The sequence below is a fragment of the Nostoc favosum CHAB5714 genome (assembly GCF_020829495.1).
Lineage (GTDB): Bacteria > Cyanobacteriota > Cyanobacteriia > Cyanobacteriales > Nostocaceae > Nostoc > Nostoc favosum.
Genome location: NZ_JAIVFQ010000016.1, coordinates 36,957 through 53,593 on the forward strand (window position 1 = coordinate 36,957; position 16,637 = coordinate 53,593).

The window sequence follows — 16,637 nt, forward strand, 5'->3', positions numbered from 1 at the left end:
CTAGTGATTTAGTACCCATGATGTAAAGACGTAGCATTCTACGTCTTTACAAGAAATTAGAGCAAGACTTAGATTGCTCGCTCTCGCCTCACTCCTTGTTTAAACGGCTACACGTGCCGAGCTATCCTGTACCTTTACCTTTAATGGTTTGTGGTAGCACTGACGATATCATCGTAGAACGCGAGGTTCTGCAAGGATGGCGACCTTATTTAATGGAAGGCGATCGCTATTGGGAATGTCAACAAGGACAGCATTTTTTTCGCTTCTTTCAACCGACTCTTGTAGCAAAATAGATTCTCGATTTCTGGCAATCTCCACATCACTCAGATTCAGTTTATTCAAGTCTAAAAGTTTAAGCTATCTCCAGGCATTCTTAGCGCTCATTGCGTCAAGTTAATAATTAGATTGCTTAGGCAATGACATATTGATTTATGTCTACCTACTGACTCAGTTAATTTAGTTTCACTCAACACCAGCTAAATAATATTTCATGCCTGCGTTAAAAGCAGTTGACTGCGGGCATTTTTTTCTAATCTTTAGGAGGATGACTTATGCTGGCTACAATTTTTTGCGCTTCATTTGCTTGGGCCACTTTGATTTTCTTTATTTTGAGTATCTGGTTTACCTTAAAACAAGGGATAAATCATTTAAAAAAGCTACATCAAATTCCTTGTCATGCTTGTGAATATTTCACTAACGACTATCGCCTTAAGTGTACTGTACATCCAATTAAAGCTTGTTCTGAGGAAGCGTTCGGCTGTCTTGACTTTGAACCTCAAACTTCTTTTTGTAATGCTTGTCAAAAGGGTCGGCGAAAGCTTTGTTAAAATTTTCCAATTAGATAATTTCTAATCTGTAATACTCTAAATACTTATGAACAGACAATCTGATTTGCTATCCGAACTATGTGATTTTCTATATCCTCGTAGTCCATATTATGGGCAATTTAAACCAGAGTATCTAGTATTTAACGCTAGTCTTCAAGATTTTTCTCAACGGGTAAACTACATTTGTAGCCTCCAAACTAGTGGTAAACTTTCCCCAGAAGAGGCTTACAAACAAATTCACATCCTCTGGAGACAGTTGAAAAATGCCAAAAAAGAATTGAAAATTCCTTAAATAGAAACAGTATTACCCTTAAGTCGCTCAAGATCATCTCTGAGTCTTTGTTTCGATCTAAGCACTGACTAATGGCTGATAACCAGAAAATCCTAACAACAGTGCTACTCGTTTCAAATCGTCAATCACATCTTCAAGAATGAAAATTGTATCCGCTTGCGATCGCAGTCCTTGCAACGATGAGTTCAATCGTCCACCAATTGAGTATTTTTAACAAAATGCAAAAAATCTACATTCACTGGATTGATGTGACAACTCTCGCTAGTCTTAATATTCATTTAGTGCTTGTCACCAAGTACCGGAGAAAGGTTATCAATCAAGCAATGCTGAAACGACTACAAGAAATATTTGAGAATACCTGTACTAAGTGGAGAAGCAAAGTTACAGAGTACAACGCAGAGTCAGACCATGTTCACTTGGTTATTAGTTACCCACCAGATGTAGAAGTAAGTAAACTTGTGAACAACATCAAAACGGTATCCAGTCGTTTAATTCGCAAGGAGTTCAGTGAACACGTTAATCAGTTTTACAGTAAGCCAGTGTTTTGGACAGGTGCGTACTTCGTCGCCTCATGTGGAGGCGTTACCCTCAATGAATTTAAGTCTTATGTTGAGAAACAAAATAGTCCCAGTAATTAAGAAAAATGCTGATTTCGGGGGCATTGAACCCCACTCAATCAGCCCTCCTATCCCCCATCACCCAATACCGTTCGGATAAGCAGGGGAGGCAGGGGAGGCAGGGGAGGCTCTTGAGGAAAGAAGGTTATTGTTCAGCAATTCTTCTCTCCCCCTGCTTCTCTTCTCCCCCTGCTCAAGAACAGCCTGCCTCAACCAAAAAATTCCTTAACCGAACGGTATTGCCCCATCACCGCCAATCGGAGTACCGATGTGGCGGGAGTACCCCGGAGGTTTAGATGGGAATAAATTTCTGCTAATAAAAGGGTTAAGGATGTAAAAACAACAATAATTTACACCCAAACTAGTAACACACGCGATTAATCGCGTCTCTACTTTTGACTTTTATTTGTTATGCTTCTTCGGAATTTTCTCTCTTATGTCCTGGGGATGCTTCGTAAAGTGCATCGAGATGTTGACGCGCATCTTCAACGTTAATCGAACGCATTACCAAAAGTGGCTCTTTAATTAACTTGCCAGCGCTATCTAATAACTCTGGATGGGGTACAAACTGTTTTTTTGATGAATAATAACCATAGTTGCCTTGATTATTCATTGGCGAGGAATTCGTCGGGTAAGTTCGCTCCCGATCAAAACTGAACATGATCAGGTTACGAATTAAGTTGCCAACAGCTATAAATGCAAGGATTGTAAAAGCAAGAATGTAAAGCAGGTGTAACATTGGATTTTCCTCCAGGACAGCAATTTTTAAAACTTTATTTTGATTTTGTAACGCTTTGTTTCGCCGACACTGTGACTTACAGTTAAGACGAGTATTTGACGCACTTTTTGTGCAGTTACATTTATATGGAGCTATTTGTCAACCGTTATTCCACTTACGGTAGCATAGGATACATTATTTTGTTAATCCAAAGAATGTTAAGAAAGTGTTAAGAGTTATTTACTATTTCTTTGACGGCTGATTTACCGTCTTGTGTAGACGCAAAGGGGCAAGTCTTGAGACATCGCTAAAAAGGCTGCCAAAATTTAACAGATGCTCCCATCTGTTGCTTAGGCTTCACGCGCTTGGCGAAAGCGCATTGCAACATTCCAGCATTCTGTGACTAATTGATGCCAAGGCATTAACGTTGCCATATCAATCCCGACTTGTTTATCAGTAGCTGTAAACAGCATCTTCGCCGTATTTAGTTCATCCTGCGCTTGCTTAACCCGCAAAAGCAAGTCAGATTGCTCTTGGTGACTCATAAATGATAATTGCTCGGTTTCGAGTAAATGACGCGATCGCGTAAACCAATGCTGAAAATCTTCCAGCAGGGGTTCTAAAACCGTTTCTAGCAAATCTGTCCCTGGTAAATTTGAGTCTGACATAAATAGGAAGGATATTTCAAACTTTCTTACTAATATTAACGTTATTTACGTTTCTTAACATTTTTTTCCATTCTCTCATAATTCGAGCATGTAAAAATTTGTAACAAAGAACACAGATTTCATTATATAGTCTTGATCCCGGGTTTGTACAGTTCCTTTGGAGAGGCTTCTATAGGTATAGCTGACACCGAGTTGCAATTCATAAGATAATTTAGCGATGTCTACGACGGGCTACGCCTACGCGTAGAATCCTGAATTTGATACTTACCGAACCGATCAAAAATTTATCTTTATCCCCTATCACAAATTAAGTCAGTAGTTGGAAGATAAAGGTGAAAAAAGCAAAAATCAAAGTCGTTATAGTTGAATAAGCCTACAGATTCAGATAAATCACCTTTTGTAATCACTTCGCCAATGGTTCAGCAGCCAATGTCGCCAAATTCATCAAATCAGTCCGAACAGTCAGAACAAGTTGAAAAAATTTATTTACCGCGTACCAGCGAATCGGAGAACTTAAAGAAGATTCGCCACACTGCTTCCCATGTTATGGCAATGGCAGTACAAAAGCTGTTTCCCAAGGCGCAAGTTACAATCGGCCCTTGGATTGAAAACGGTTTTTACTACGACTTCGACAATCCAGAACCATTTAGCGAAAATGATCTCAAAGCCATCAAAAAAGAGATGGCGAAGATTATTAATCGCAAGTTGGCGGTTATTCGAGAAGAAGTCAGCCGCGAAGAAGCCGAACGCCGCATTCAGGGAATTAACGAACCTTACAAGCTAGAAATCCTGGCAGATATCAAAGAGGAACCAATCACGATTTACCACCTGGAGAATGAATGGTGGGATTTGTGTGCGGGGCCTCATCTGGAAAATACTAGTGAATTAAACCCCAAGGCTATTGAACTAGAAAGCGTTGCTGGTGCTTATTGGCGTGGGGATGAAACTAAAGCCCAACTACAACGCATCTACGCCACCGCTTGGGAAAGCCCAGAACAACTCGCTGAATATAAGCGACGTAAAGAAGAAGCGCTGCGGCGAGATCACCGAAAACTGGGTAAGGAACTGGGATTATTTATATTTTCTGACCAAGTGGGGCCGGGTTTACCTTTGTGGACACCCAAAGGCACTCTGTTACGGAGTACTTTAGAAGACTTCCTCAAGCAAGAACAGTTAAAACGGGGTTATTTATCCGTAGTAACGCCTCACATTGCCAGAGTAGATTTATTTAAAACCTCTGGACATTGGCAGAAATATAAAGAAGATATGTTCCCTTTGATGGCAGATAACTCCGAAGCTGCTGCACAGGAACAGGGCTTCGTCATGAAGCCGATGAACTGTCCCTTCCACATCCAAATATATAAGAGTGAGTTACGCTCTTATCGAGAACTACCGATGCGCTTGGCGGAATTTGGCACTGTTTACCGTTACGAACAATCAGGGGAATTGGGCGGTTTAACACGGGTGCGCGGTTTTACTGTGGATGATTCTCACCTGTTCGTTACCCCAGAACAGCTAGATAGTGAATTCCTCAGTGTGGTGGATTTGATTTTGTCGGTGTTCAATAGTCTGCAACTGAAGAACTTTAAAGCTAGACTCAGTTTCCGCGATCCAGCTAGTGATAAGTACATCGGTTCAGATGAAGTTTGGGACAAAGCCGAAGGTGCAATTCGCCGTGCAGTTGAAACTTTGGGGATGGAACATTTTGAAGGGATTGGAGAAGCGGCATTTTATGGCCCCAAACTCGACTTTATCTTTAGTGATGCCCTAGAACGGGAGTGGCAATTAGGAACTGTACAGGTAGATTACAATTTGCCAGAACGCTTTGATTTGGAGTACGTCGCCGAAGATGGTGTTCGCAAACGTCCAGTGATGATTCACCGTGCCCCTTTTGGTTCACTGGAACGACTAATTGGGATCTTAATTGAAGAATATGCAGGCGATTTTCCTTTGTGGTTAGCGCCAGTGCAAGCTAGATTACTGCCGGTGGGTGATACACAGCTAGACTTTGCGAAAGATGTGGTAACGAAAATGAGAGCGTTGGGCATCCGTGCAGAAGTTGATACTAGTGGCGATCGCTTGGGTAAACAGATTCGCAATGCAGAGAAAGAAAAAATACCCGTGATGGCTGTGGTGGGAGCTAAGGAAGTGGAAACCAACACCTTGAGTATCCGTACCCGCGCCTCTGGGGAATTGGGAGTTATCCCTGTAGATGAGGTGGTGGATAAGATGAAGGATGCGATCGCTAAGTTCGAGAACTTCTAAAATCTAACCGCAGACGCACACTAATTATGATTAGTGTGCGTTTTGTCTAGTAGATCAGATTATTGGCTAGCTGGTAGGTTTTGGCAAAGGTGCGATGTCTACGACGAGCTTCTCTACGAGACGCTACGCGTAGCTTGCTTCCCGAAGGGTACGCTTACGTAATATCATGTCCGGGTAATTAGTTGTGATTCCCATAGTCATTGCACCCCACCCCGCCAAAGCTACGCTTTGTCTCCCCTCCCCGATGCTTTGGGAAGGGGATTAAGGGGTGGGGTTCTTCGGGTTTAATAAGCAATCAAGCGGACATGATATAACGTATTTAATATCAAAGACTCATTAATGGAGTTCAAAGGCTCATTAATGGAGTTCAAAGACTCATTCACGAGTATCAAAGACTCATTAATGGAGTTCAAAGACTCATTCACGAGTATCAAAGACTCATTCACGAGTATCAAAGACTCATTAACGGAGTTCAAAGACTCATTAACGGAGTTCAAAGACTCATTCACGAGTATCAAAGACTCATTAATGGAGTTCAAAGACTCATTCACGAGTATCAAAGACTCATTAACGGAGTTCAAAGACTCATTCACGAGTATCAAAGACTCGTTGACGGAGTTCAGAGGTGGATTCATCCAGTTCAAATACTCATTAACGGAGTTCAAAGGTGGATTCATCCAGTTCAAATACTCATTTTAATTTTAACTTTTCACGGGATTTGGAAGGTCAGAAATTATTACAGACAACAAAACTTTTCTCAATCACCGCACCCAAGAAAACTTTTCGAGTTATTCAACACTGTTAGGATTGATTTAAAGACTTGTGGAATCTGCTTTTCCTAAACAGACTGGACTTGCATAAATTACAATCAACAATTTTTGACTCACATCATGAACCGCTTTACCTCTATTTTGCTCGCCGGCTTGATAGCATCTGCATCAGCTTTGGCTATTTCTCCAAAAGCTGATGCTAATACACCAGTGTCTTATCTTGCTGAGTTAGATAGCTACGGCTATCAACGCAACGATGATGGGAACTACGAACGTCACAGTCGTCACCACAGAAATGGTGATTATTACCGCCAGAACGACCTTCGCAACATTCGTGACAATAACGATCGCTATGAGCGCGATAATAATCGTCGCTATAATCGCCGCTATGAGCGTGACAATAACCGTCGCTATGAGCGTGATAATAACCTTCGCAACATTCGTGATAATAACCGTCGCTATGAGCGCGATAATAACCTTCGCAACATTCGTGATAATAACCGTCGCTATGAGCGCGATAATAACCTTCGCAACATTCGTGATAATAACCGTCGCTATGAGCGCGATCGCAACTGGGGTCGTGGTTAATCCCTTTGCCTATTTATTAGCTTAGTTTCAAGTGAACTGAGCATTGATTCTACTTGGCGGTAGGACAGACACAATCTTTTTTTCCACTGATTCCAATACGCTGGTAAGGGCATGGCATTGCCATGCCCCTACAAGAAATCTATATGTATCAGGATTTTCGTGAATTGGTATTACCCAACGGTTCCAAAAAAAGATGGCTTGAACTTGGGGAAATTTGGGGTAAGCGAAGATGAGGGCAAGCCAAAAAGCAGCATGAATCAAAATAGTAGTTATGGCGTTGAAAAACCACTATCAACCCTTGAGGTTAACTATTACTGATTGCAGCGAATCAGCTTCGTTGTATCCAGCCTTTTTGAGATTGTTGTAGTGAGTTTCTAGGATGGGAATGTCTTGCGATCGCCAAGAGACTTTTTTCGCAACTACAGCAATTTGCTTGGCTAAGTCTTCTCGTAATCGTGCAAAATCTCGACTCGGTTCCCAGGCTTGGGCAAATATTTTAAGAGTTTTATTACCTTGATCATGACTCAATGAAGTAGGAATCGTTTTAGTGTCAGGAAAACCTAGCCATGTCAGCAGTGTTTTGACTTCATCAGTGCCGCCACCATTGATTGAATTTTTGAAAAGCGAGCTTCTTTACTCGGTTGTCTCCATCATCCAAAGCAGCAATGATACCGTTAATTTGCCACGCTTCTTGTTTGGGCTTAAGCTGTTCTTTCGCGCTTACCCAAGGCAGGGCGAGGAGGAGTGTCAACAGCAGGGTAAAGGGAAAAAGGAAAAAGGGCGACGATCGCCTTTTAATTATGTGCAGATGCATTAGTATAATTCGTAATTTCTTTAGTAATAAAGGCTGTTTCTGCTTTTTCCTTGGTAGGGAAAGAGAAGGGAGTTAGGTTTTTACTAGTAAATCAGGAACCGCTACAGTTATCTTTTTATCGTCTGATAACTCAACCTAGCTAGAAATGGAATATTAATGTAAATAGTACAGGAATTTAAAAAGATACGCCCAGAGTATAATAAGATTCCTTGAGCGATGGTGCGTAGGCGTAGCCCGTCGTAGACATCGCCTACTCAAACCACTGCACGAGATAATAACAATACCTCGTTCAATTGTTAGCGATCGTCAATGTCTTTTGATAACCTCTGCAAACTCCTGTCCGAAAAATATCCAGAACGTTTTGCCAGTTGGGTTTTGGGTACACCGCAAACCAGCGTCACAGTCCTCAAAACCGAATTGAGCATTGAACCAATTCGCGCAGATTATGTAACATTTTTACAACTACAAGGACGCATTCTCCATCTGGAATTTCAAACCAAACTAGAATCTACACCACCCCTACCCTTGCGGATGCTAGATTATTGGGTACGCTTGTATCGTTTGTATCGTCTACCAATAACGCAAGTTGTCGTATTATTGCTTCCCCCTGCACCAGAAACGGTAATTGAAACTGCCTTTGCAGTCGAAACTACTCATCACGAATATCGCGTAATTTCCATGTGGGAAGAAAATCCTGAACCATTCCTCAATGATCCAGCTTTGTTACCATTAGCACCACTGGCCGCAACTACGCAACCTCAAGCATTGTTGCAACAAGTTGTGGTCAAAGTTAATCAACTTGAGCCAAGACAACGACCAGAAATTTCCGCTTACACCCAAATCTTAGCGGGGTTAAAATACAATCAAGACTTAATTAGACAACTGTTTCGGGAGGGTATAATGCGCGAGTCAGTGATTTATCAAGAAATTCTTGCAGAAGGGGAACAACGAGGAGAACAACGAGGAGAACAACGAGGACGAAAAGCTGAAGGGCAATTGCTCATTCTCCGTCTGCTGACTCGACGGGTAGGAGAATTACCCCAAGAAGTGCTAGACCGTATTGAAACTCTCTCTTTAGAACAATTAGAAAATCTCGGTGAAGCATTGTTGGATTTTCAGGCTCAAGCGGATTTAGAAACCTGGTTTAGTACATTAGACGTAGGAGTGAAAATGACGTAGGTACAATTTATGAATTATGCCTACCAAGGATTTCGGACAACGCATAATTAATTTCACTCCTATGTCTATTAGATGAATTTTTCCATTTGAGCCAATGTCTGATGGCGCTAGGGAAAAAATAGTTTCAGCAGAAGAACGAAAGCGAGTTGAGCTTGTCAGATTACCACATTAAAGCTCAATTAACTTGAAGCCCCAAGGTTTGAGAGCCGCTAAAGCGATTTCTGGATCTACACCTTCATAAACCTCCCATTCCAACGGGTGTTCTTTAGGATGTCCGTCGCCGACATTACCTGCGACTTTGATTATCGGACAGTTGGCGATGCGATCGCGCTCCAACCCTTTTGGAATTACTAGTTGGATTTTGTGACCGATAAACTTTGATGTACTTTCATTAGCTACAGATTCACGGATTAAACAAATATCACCAGCAGTTCCCCAAGTAGTTTGGTAAATGTGGAGGAACGATATATAAGTGGCTGGTTTGATGGATCTTTTGAGAACGTGCATTATCTGTAATCCTTACACTATGAGTCAAAAATCATAAATCATACAAGTATTTTCTATCACGTTCGTAGGGAAGAATGTTTTTAATTAACATTTTGCATTTAGCCCAGGTGATTATAAATCGTCTGGTAGAATATAGCGGTTTTCAGTTAGTCCAATAGGTTTACGCTCTCCAAATTTAGCGTTAGCCTTTGAAAATGATGTCATACAGTGACAGCAGAATCTCCACCACAATCAGAATCACCACATACCACTCTACTCGCTGGCTACTGCTATGCTGCATGAACTCCAGCACTGTTTGTGCGGTTTGGGTAATTAGCTCTAGTTTGCGTTCTAGAGCATGGTGACGCTCACGGATTTCGTATTCATCCTCCAAGCGCAGATATAAGTTTTCTAGCTGTGGGGATTCCCATAGTAACTCCGGCTTATCGATAATCTCTACTCGACCGACAATCTTATGTTGAACTAATAGAGTAGTCCCAAGTTGACGCAGTAATTCCCGGCTCTGGCGTCTACTCCTGTTTTCACGCTGGAGACTTGCTGCAAACGGTTCAATTTGATCAAATACAGTCGCTAGGCTAGTTTCATAATGAGACAGCACAACACTCTTAGCGAGAATATCAGCTACTATCTGCAAGCGTTCTACACTAAATTCATGCAGCAAAATTTTTCCTTCCTTAACTCGCTCACTTTCTCCTACATTGAGATGAATTTCTACCTCTTCTGTTTCTGGGTTGGCAAAAGAGCCACTAACTTGAGAGGATAGTTTGGTCAAGAAGGCTACCTTTTCCACAGGCTCAAGGTTAAACAGGACAACTGCACCATATTTCAGCAGTACCGCACAGCCGTGTTCACCGACTGTAACGATTACTGGCATAGTCGCCAAGCAAACGTAATTCTCTAAGTTCTGTAAATTGATATCTTTACCAAGGAATAGGGCCTGCGCTCTAAATCTATCTTTGTCATTAAAAAGGAGTTTTTGCATTGTCGCCCTATGCTATATTCTGCCTGCTGAACTGCTCAAGTAGCGATGTCTACGACGGGCTACGCCTACGCAATTAATGGCTGCTGTTGGAAATCATTACAATCTCAGCTTACCAATAAATTTATCCAGCACCACCTTAGAGACTTCCAGTTAAAAAATATCCCATCGTAGGGGCGCAAGGTGTTGCGCCCCTACAAATCCACAAATAATTTGGGATAATTTATTTTTTGTAAGTCCCTTAGTACGCGTCACAGTACTCATAAAATCTACAACCCAACACTTGAGTATCCCTGAGTTACTCGCCGATATCGCTATCATACAGAAGAACTTAAAGCAATGGTGTTGGACGATTTAGATAAGTTGATTATGCTGACCAAATAATTACTAATTCGTAATGACGCTCGTTCCTCGCTACCGCTACGCTAACGTAATTCGTAATTAAAGCTACAGAGCAACTAACTAAAGTTTATGGAGACAAATAAATTTATTCCTTATTTCAGAGCAAGCGACTTCAGTCGTGGGGTAATAATTACGAACTTGTACTGAGCGACTTGTGCCGAGCGACTTGTGCCGAGCGACTTGTGCCGAGCGACTTGTGCCGAGCGAAGCCGAGGTAAGCCGAGGTAAGTCGAGGTAAGTCGAGGTAGCGAAGCCGAGGTAAGCCGAAGTATTACGAATTATAAATTACGAATTATTTTGACTAGGAGTCTTGAAGGTAGCTACCTAGCAAAGGTATGCATCAGATGAATCGACAAACTTTGGCTGCGTTTCAATGTTATCTGCCGCTTCCGCTCAATGCGAATCAAGTATGGAAGTTATCACTAAAGATATCTAAATAATTTCGCTTAATTATTTAGTCTTAATCCCTACTGAATATTGAAAGCGATAATTCCAATAAATACGGCAAGACCTAGCGCTCTCCGAAAATAATTAACGCCTTGAAATAATTCCAGCCACGCCCAAGTAAACAAGGAGCCATTTGCGAGTACGTCTAACACTGTATTAATTTTACCACTTGTAAAAACTAGAGTTAGTAAACTAGTTACTATCCAAACAATAAGCGGTAAATTTGGCATCTGAGCTATAACAATGTTGCCTTCGTTGTCGCGGAAAGTTTTATCAACCAATGTATTTTGCATCATTTTTAATTGCTACTTAGCTACAAATAATTAACTTACAAAAACGACTGAGTACTCTCGTGAGAATAAATTTGCATCTAATTGCAAATCCATTAATGATATTAAAAGATTTAAAACGCTCTTTTAAACTGTCTAATTGCTGAGATTAGAGTGGGGAAGCATATTCCTATATGACTATGTTGAGAGGAATAGTCATACGAAATTCGCCAAAATATCTGTTGGGAGTCTTTTGCAATTTGGAGCGATTGCGATCGTATTTACTCAACGTATCAGGTTTTGTGCTACGGCTAAACCTTTGCTCCTGTCAGGTAATTATCAAATTAATCGACCATCGACTTATGGATCAGACCTTAATACGCTTCGGTCAAGAAAGCGACTGTGTTTACGTCCGTCATTACCAGAAAGTTTTTTAAAAGAGCGTCACGCTACAGCAAATAGCTCGTTATGACAATGCTACTGTTCTTCACCCAAAGGCAAAAGGGTGAGCAAATGAGCCAAAATGCAGTTGTCTAGTTTAATTGCGATCGCTTCCTCAATTGCCCTAATATCTCCAATGTGGTGCTGTAGCTTGGGCTGCTGATATGGGCTAGCGTATATTTGAGCAAAATACTTAGTTTATGTAAATTTATTTTATACTATTTTTATACTTATTTTATAGTTACTACTTTTAAGAGAGTTAAACTTTATATTCTAAAATAGACTTTACATCTTGACTATTATTTGGAAAAACATATTAGTCTGCTTCATCATTTCTTGAATTAAAATTCCTTGATAATACCCATGTAGTAACAGATTAAGTGATTGATATTAGAGAAGTAGTTGAAAAATCGAACTTGTCTAATATTATGAATAAGAAATGGGCTGTTAAACGACTTACAATCAATCTCACATCAAGTGAGGCTGAGAAATTGGAAAAATATTGCTCAAGCACTGGCAGACCAGCAACCGATATAATTCGGGAATTAATTCGCTCTCTTCCGACTGAAGATGAAGAGTAAAAAACCTAAAATCAAAATAAACCACACTGGATAAAAACTTAACCAAGAGAGGGAATGAAAGTTTCAATTAGCTTGATGCTAGACAAGATTTGTCATAGATTTCGGCAAATTGGCAACTGATGTTGTGCTGCTGGAGCTTCAATGGAGATATCAACAGCGTTAGACAGTGAAGAAGTTGTGGTTTGCAAGACAGCTTTAACCCTGCATCACTTCTCCCGCTCTATGCCAGTTGTTGTGTGAGTGCTGTTGAACGCCTCTGCATGATTGATACAGTACTCAAAAGAGTTCAGTTCCCGCTCTACAACTGGCTAGAAATGACATAAAAACTACATAGGACTTGCAGGTTTCTTCGAGAATGAAGCATTATTTGCGTTTTGGAGTTAGGGCGCGATCGCATTGCGATCGCGCCCTCTCGCCCAATACGGTAGTCAATCGCCCAACCATCGAACCTTTTAAGAATATCGAAAGCCGTGTTTTTATGAATTTGAATCATAAAGTACTGCGATCGCATAAATTTAGGACTAACCTTTCAAGGTGACTGGTAAAATCTCTTTTTTTCTCTCTGCGCCGCGCCAGTTGCTTCTCCCTACAGCCCTTCTCAAGACAGGAGACGCTGTTCGCGTTCGGGCATCCTACGGCAGGCGCTAGCCTCTCACGAATGGGATTCGGGGAGACGCTGCGCGTAGCAAGATCCCCGGAGGGGTACAAGTCTCTTAACCGCAAGGGCGCACTGGCTTCTTTGCGTCTGTGCGGTTCAAAAGTCTTTTATTTAACCTGATTAGGCACAGATAACACAGAGTTAAGAGGTTAAAGAGTAGTTTATTAAGCAAAATTTTTACTCACCTTGAAAGGGCTAAATTTAGGACTTACGCATTGAGAATAAATGCCAAACATGTATAAGTTTCAAAACCACGTCTTTCGTAAGGGCACGGCGCTGCCGTGTCCTTACCGATGTACCTCACATAAACGAGAACCGCTATATTTAATTTGCTATTCTTTAAGAGTTCTCTAGTTCAATATTTTTGCTGAATCCCTTATGTCTCGATGCCATCGTCCATCTTCACCCAGTCCAGGGATTTCATTGATTCCTAAAGTTTTTCTCAAAGCTAAATACGATTTACCTTCTTCTGTAATGTGAAAATAGTTTTTTAAATCTCCTTCTCCATCTTGTTGAACTTTTTCAATTCCTTTGCCCACAAAATTATTAATAAATCCCATAGCTCGAAGATGCTTCAGTTCCATTGCTAAATCATCGTCAAATTTAAAGTTAAATTCTTCTGGGGAATTAAGCTTAATCAGATGCTTAAGTTCATTGCCATCAATCAGATATCTAACTAAAAATTGCAATGTTGCTGATTGTTGCTCCTGAAGTAAGTCAATCCGGTTCTGTTGTCTATTCAGTTCGGCGATTTGCTCATCTTGCAACTTATTGATATCATCCCTAACTTCTTGCTTGAGTCTCTTTAGCGCAATTCCCGTACCTGAAATTGAGATATCATCTATGTTATCTAGCAGACCTGAGTTAAACAGCAAAATCAAACTAAATATAATAACTTCCGTATTTCCAATTCTACGGTTTTCTTGAGGAACTGGGGTAGGAGTAAGTGCGATAAAGAGTAAATACAATAATCCTGTAATAGACGCTATCTTTAGAAACCACCAGTTCATATTTCGCTTAGGCTTTTCTTTGGGTAAGCTAGCGTTGGAGTCTTGCGGTGACAACGGCTGTTCTGACCTGCGCTCAGATTGGTTAAAAGCTAGTTTTTTGAGCGTTTCTAGCTCTTGATTCGCCATTTAGGTTCGCTGGTAGGATAAAGGACAGAAGATACTGATTCTGGATGCTGGATAGGCAAGCGCTGCCTTTGTAGAAGATGATGCAGCGCTATCCACTCAACAACTAACAATTTTAAACACCAGCAGGCTCCTCATTGAGCAATTCTTTTATCACTTCATCCACGGTTTTTTTCAGATAAACGGCTCGTTCATCTACTGCCCTTACCCAGTCAATAGGAAACCAGTGGTGTTGTCCATCAGGAGCATTATTCTTCGTCAATTTGATGTACTTGCCTCCCTCCACGGAGTCGATATTCCCAATATGCGTGTCAGATGCTCCTGATAAACCGCCTGGGCCTTCTGCATAAACTGGCAGATGTTCTTTAATTTGTGATACGTCCATTTTGTACCTCTTGATTGAATTGGTAAAAAGTCAAACCTAAATCCTACTGAGTAGTTTTGTTTGTAAGCAGATAGGTTTTTATCCAATTACACTAGAGGATACGCTGCATTCTTGATGATGTGCTTCATTCTATAGACAGATGGTGTTGTACCGAAATCAGTAATTTAATTTGGGTAAAAAGCTTTTAATACCATTTCGCTATGAGGATGCACTTAATAGATAGCTAGTATCGATTCGGAAGATTTTAACTGAATTAAACACCAATTTGTCAAATAATACATGGCGAGCCAGAAAAGGTTATAGCCAACTACGTAGAAAAGCAAGATATCAATTTACTGATTATGGGAGCCTACGGACACAGCCGCATTCGGCACTTAGTCATTGGCAGTACTACAGCCCAAATGCTACGCAGCAGCCACATCCCTGTCTTGCTCTTTAGGTAGGTTTTTGTCGAACACAATTACAAAAGTTATCAGCAATGTTTAAGATGACAAATTAACGGTAAAAATTATAGTCTAATAGCGATCTTGTTTGCCTCAATTTCCTTAATTCGATTCAATCTTAAAAGCCTGGTTTATGCCTACTAAATAAGAAATGTTTTTATGCAATTATTTCTATCCAATGGTTTGAAGCTTTGTGAACAATTACTGCATTCTTAGATACAAATGAAATTATAAAGAAAACCAACAGTAGGTGAATTGCTCAAAATACTACTAAAGAGCTAAGACGGATTCTTATAATTTAGGTAATATGTCGTTATTTGTTTTAATACTAATGTTCACATAAGACTTAATAGCTGGAGATTTTCAATGAAAACTAGAAAGTTAGGCAAACAAGGACTGGAAGTTTCACAACTGGGACTTGGTTGTATGGGAATGTCTGAGTTTTACAGTGGTCGTGATGAATCTGAAGCGATCGCCACTATCCATCGTGCTTTGGATCTTGGAGTGAATTTTCTCGATACTGCTGATATGTATGGGCCTTTCACTAATGAGCAATTAGTAGGTAGAGCAATTAAGGATCGTCGAGAGCAAGTAGTACTAGCAACCAAGTTTGGCAATGTTCGTACCGAAGAAGGTGGTTGGAAAGGAGTTAATGGCAGTCCCGAATATGTCCAAACAGCTTGTGATGCTTCACTTAAACGCTTGGGAGTAGAAGTTATTGACCTGTACTATCAACATAGAGTTGATCCAAACGTGCCAATCGAAGATACTGTAGGGGCAATGGCTCAGTTAGTACAGGCTGGTAAAGTACGCTATTTAGGGCTGTCGGAAGCTGCCCCTGCGACAATTCGACGGGCTATGGCAGTTCATCCAATTACCGCGCTACAAACAGAGTATTCTTTGTGGAGCCGCGATCCAGAAGATGAAATTTTACCTACTGTACGAGAACTAGGAATTGGTTTTGTTGCTTACAGTCCTCTTGGTCGTGGGTTTTTATCGGGAGCCATCACTCGTCCTGAAGACCTTGCAGCAGATGATTACCGGAGAAATAATCCCCGTTTTCAGGGCGATAATTTCTCTAAAAACCTGCAATTAGTTGAAAAAGTCAAGGAAATTGCTGATGAAAAGCAAGTTACACCTAGCCAACTTGCCTTGGCATGGCTACTAGCTCAAGGTGAAGATATTGTACCGATTCCTGGTACAAAGCGGCGCACTTATTTGGAAGACAACATCGCAGCAACTGAGATTGTTCTAACTATAGATGACCTAAGTCGGATTGAAGCAATAGCACCAAAGGGGATTACCGCAGGCGATCGCTACCCTGATATGAGTACTGTTAATCGCTGAGGAAGATCCAAAAAATGGCGTTGCAGAACAGTGGGATGAATTAGGGCAAGCAGGGGGGGAATTTTGGAAGTTATTAAATCATTCCACAAATATGTAACGCCCAAAAAAAAGCTTTCTTCCGTTTCAACCCACATTCGGCAGGTGCGATCGTAAATAGACCATGCTGTAGGGGCTAAACTTTGCTGTGCCCTTACGAAACATATAGTTTTTAACCTTGATTCATCTTTGGTATTTCTTGTCAATGCCTAAGTCCTATGAATGTTAAGAATGAATAATGGCAACTTGCTGTATGAGTTTCCACCAACTA

General features: G+C 40.9%; 24 protein-coding genes. 11 read left to right on the forward strand and 13 right to left on the reverse strand.

Annotated elements, in window-relative coordinates; translation table 11 throughout:
• Nucleotides 1-113: 113 nt before the first annotated feature.
• The 3 genes from LC586_RS13450 to LC586_RS13460 all read left to right on the forward strand — a co-directional run bounded on the left by LC586_RS13450 (nt 114) and on the right by LC586_RS13460 (nt 1,119).
• Nucleotides 114-293, forward strand: a complete 180-nt coding sequence (locus LC586_RS13450) for a hypothetical protein (protein WP_229485304.1) — start codon at nt 114-116, stop codon at nt 291-293.
• A gap of 258 nt (nt 294-551) precedes the next feature.
• On the forward strand, nt 552-827 hold the full coding sequence (locus tag LC586_RS13455; RefSeq protein ID WP_229485305.1) for a hypothetical protein: 276 nt from the start codon (nt 552-554) through the stop codon (nt 825-827).
• Nucleotides 828-873: 46 nt separating this feature from the next.
• Nucleotides 874-1,119 (forward strand): DUF7219 family protein, encoded by a 246-nt coding sequence (locus tag LC586_RS13460; protein WP_229485306.1) that lies wholly within the window; start codon nt 874-876, stop codon nt 1,117-1,119.
• Nucleotides 1,120-1,176: 57 nt separating this feature from the next.
• Here LC586_RS13460 and LC586_RS40605 read toward each other — a convergent pair whose 3' ends face one another.
• Nucleotides 1,177-1,308, reverse strand: a complete 132-nt coding sequence (locus tag LC586_RS40605; RefSeq protein WP_267871612.1) for a hypothetical protein — start codon at nt 1,306-1,308, stop codon at nt 1,177-1,179.
• A 29-nt stretch (nt 1,309-1,337) separates the two neighbouring features.
• On the opposite strand from LC586_RS40605, the gene tnpA reads away from it, so the two are divergent.
• A complete protein-coding gene (gene tnpA / locus LC586_RS13465; RefSeq protein WP_229485307.1) occupies nt 1,338-1,757 on the forward strand; it encodes an IS200/IS605 family transposase in 420 nt (139 codons plus the stop codon).
• Between the two features lie 388 nt (nt 1,758-2,145).
• On the opposite strand, the gene LC586_RS13470 is transcribed toward tnpA, so the two are convergent.
• Nucleotides 2,146-2,475, reverse strand: coding sequence for a DUF2973 domain-containing protein (locus tag LC586_RS13470; RefSeq protein ID WP_100897881.1), 330 nt, complete (start codon nt 2,473-2,475; stop codon nt 2,146-2,148).
• 329 nt (nt 2,476-2,804) lie between these two features.
• The gene (locus LC586_RS13475) at nt 2,805-3,122 is read right to left on the reverse strand and encodes a DUF2605 domain-containing protein (RefSeq protein ID WP_229485308.1); all 318 of its coding nucleotides are present in this window, start codon (nt 3,120-3,122) and stop codon (nt 2,805-2,807) included.
• Nucleotides 3,123-3,536: 414 nt separating this feature from the next.
• Here LC586_RS13475 and thrS point away from each other — a divergent pair, with 414 nt between their 5' ends.
• On the forward strand, nt 3,537-5,387 hold the full coding sequence (gene thrS / locus LC586_RS13480; protein ID WP_229485368.1) for a threonine--tRNA ligase: 1,851 nt from the start codon (nt 3,537-3,539) through the stop codon (nt 5,385-5,387).
• A 284-nt stretch (nt 5,388-5,671) separates the two neighbouring features.
• Here thrS and LC586_RS13485 read toward each other — a convergent pair whose 3' ends face one another.
• On the reverse strand, nt 5,672-6,064 hold the full coding sequence (locus LC586_RS13485; RefSeq protein WP_229485309.1) for a hypothetical protein: 393 nt from the start codon (nt 6,062-6,064) through the stop codon (nt 5,672-5,674).
• Between the two features lie 201 nt (nt 6,065-6,265).
• On the opposite strand from LC586_RS13485, the gene LC586_RS13490 reads away from it, so the two are divergent.
• The gene (locus tag LC586_RS13490; RefSeq protein WP_229485310.1) at nt 6,266-6,745 is read left to right on the forward strand and encodes a hypothetical protein; all 480 of its coding nucleotides are present in this window, start codon (nt 6,266-6,268) and stop codon (nt 6,743-6,745) included.
• Nucleotides 6,746-6,772: 27 nt separating this feature from the next.
• Here LC586_RS13490 and LC586_RS41100 read toward each other — a convergent pair whose 3' ends face one another.
• Nucleotides 6,773-7,006: a hypothetical protein gene (locus LC586_RS41100; protein WP_306423246.1), complete on the reverse strand. Its 234-nt coding sequence runs from the start codon at nt 7,004-7,006 to the stop codon at nt 6,773-6,775.
• 30 nt (nt 7,007-7,036) lie between these two features.
• Nucleotides 7,037-7,273, reverse strand: coding sequence for a hypothetical protein (locus LC586_RS41105; RefSeq protein ID WP_306423247.1), 237 nt, complete (start codon nt 7,271-7,273; stop codon nt 7,037-7,039).
• Nucleotides 7,274-7,292: 19 nt separating this feature from the next.
• Between LC586_RS41105 and LC586_RS13500 the strand changes: the two genes are divergently transcribed.
• Together LC586_RS13500 and LC586_RS13505 are read left to right on the forward strand one after the other, a co-directional pair.
• On the forward strand, nt 7,293-7,562 hold the full coding sequence (locus LC586_RS13500) for a hypothetical protein (protein WP_229485311.1): 270 nt from the start codon (nt 7,293-7,295) through the stop codon (nt 7,560-7,562).
• Between the two features lie 306 nt (nt 7,563-7,868).
• Nucleotides 7,869-8,738 (forward strand): DUF4351 domain-containing protein, encoded by an 870-nt coding sequence (locus LC586_RS13505; protein WP_229485312.1) that lies wholly within the window; start codon nt 7,869-7,871, stop codon nt 8,736-8,738.
• A 168-nt stretch (nt 8,739-8,906) separates the two neighbouring features.
• Here LC586_RS13505 and LC586_RS13510 read toward each other — a convergent pair whose 3' ends face one another.
• The 3 genes from LC586_RS13510 to LC586_RS13520 all read right to left on the reverse strand — a co-directional run bounded on the left by LC586_RS13510 (nt 8,907) and on the right by LC586_RS13520 (nt 11,366).
• A complete protein-coding gene (locus LC586_RS13510) occupies nt 8,907-9,245 on the reverse strand; it encodes a hypothetical protein (RefSeq protein WP_229485313.1) in 339 nt (112 codons plus the stop codon).
• A 181-nt stretch (nt 9,246-9,426) separates the two neighbouring features.
• Nucleotides 9,427-10,227 carry an RMD1 family protein gene (locus LC586_RS13515; protein ID WP_306423248.1) on the reverse strand — a complete coding sequence of 267 codons (801 nt, stop codon included), beginning with the start codon at nt 10,225-10,227 and terminating at the stop codon, nt 9,427-9,429.
• Nucleotides 10,228-11,093: 866 nt separating this feature from the next.
• The gene (locus LC586_RS13520) at nt 11,094-11,366 is read right to left on the reverse strand and encodes a hypothetical protein (protein WP_229485369.1); all 273 of its coding nucleotides are present in this window, start codon (nt 11,364-11,366) and stop codon (nt 11,094-11,096) included.
• 845 nt (nt 11,367-12,211) lie between these two features.
• Between LC586_RS13520 and LC586_RS13525 the strand changes: the two genes are divergently transcribed.
• Nucleotides 12,212-12,364 carry a ribbon-helix-helix protein, CopG family gene (locus tag LC586_RS13525; RefSeq protein ID WP_229485315.1) on the forward strand — a complete coding sequence of 51 codons (153 nt, stop codon included), beginning with the start codon at nt 12,212-12,214 and terminating at the stop codon, nt 12,362-12,364.
• A 298-nt stretch (nt 12,365-12,662) separates the two neighbouring features.
• Here the strand turns inward: LC586_RS13525 and LC586_RS13530 are convergent, their stop codons facing one another.
• The 3 genes from LC586_RS13530 to LC586_RS13540 form a co-directional block, all read right to left on the reverse strand.
• Entirely contained in the window at nt 12,663-12,857 is a 195-nt protein-coding gene (locus LC586_RS13530; RefSeq protein ID WP_229485316.1) for a hypothetical protein, read from the reverse strand.
• Between the two features lie 515 nt (nt 12,858-13,372).
• Complete coding sequence (locus LC586_RS13535) at nt 13,373-14,158, reverse strand: hypothetical protein (protein ID WP_229485317.1); 786 nt, start codon at nt 14,156-14,158, stop codon at nt 13,373-13,375.
• A gap of 112 nt (nt 14,159-14,270) precedes the next feature.
• Nucleotides 14,271-14,540 (reverse strand): DUF2171 domain-containing protein, encoded by a 270-nt coding sequence (locus LC586_RS13540; RefSeq protein ID WP_229485318.1) that lies wholly within the window; start codon nt 14,538-14,540, stop codon nt 14,271-14,273.
• A 275-nt stretch (nt 14,541-14,815) separates the two neighbouring features.
• On the opposite strand from LC586_RS13540, the gene LC586_RS13545 reads away from it, so the two are divergent.
• Together LC586_RS13545 and LC586_RS13550 are read left to right on the forward strand one after the other, a co-directional pair.
• Nucleotides 14,816-14,983: a universal stress protein gene (locus LC586_RS13545; protein WP_308189058.1), complete on the forward strand. Its 168-nt coding sequence runs from the start codon at nt 14,816-14,818 to the stop codon at nt 14,981-14,983.
• A gap of 366 nt (nt 14,984-15,349) precedes the next feature.
• Complete coding sequence (locus LC586_RS13550; protein ID WP_229485319.1) at nt 15,350-16,330, forward strand: aldo/keto reductase; 981 nt, start codon at nt 15,350-15,352, stop codon at nt 16,328-16,330.
• On the opposite strand, the gene LC586_RS13555 is transcribed toward LC586_RS13550, so the two are convergent.
• Nucleotides 16,300-16,572 (reverse strand): hypothetical protein, encoded by a 273-nt coding sequence (locus LC586_RS13555; RefSeq protein ID WP_229485320.1) that lies wholly within the window; start codon nt 16,570-16,572, stop codon nt 16,300-16,302. The two genes, LC586_RS13550 and LC586_RS13555, sit on opposite strands and share 31 nt — an antisense overlap.
• Nucleotides 16,573-16,637: the final 65 nt, after the last annotated feature.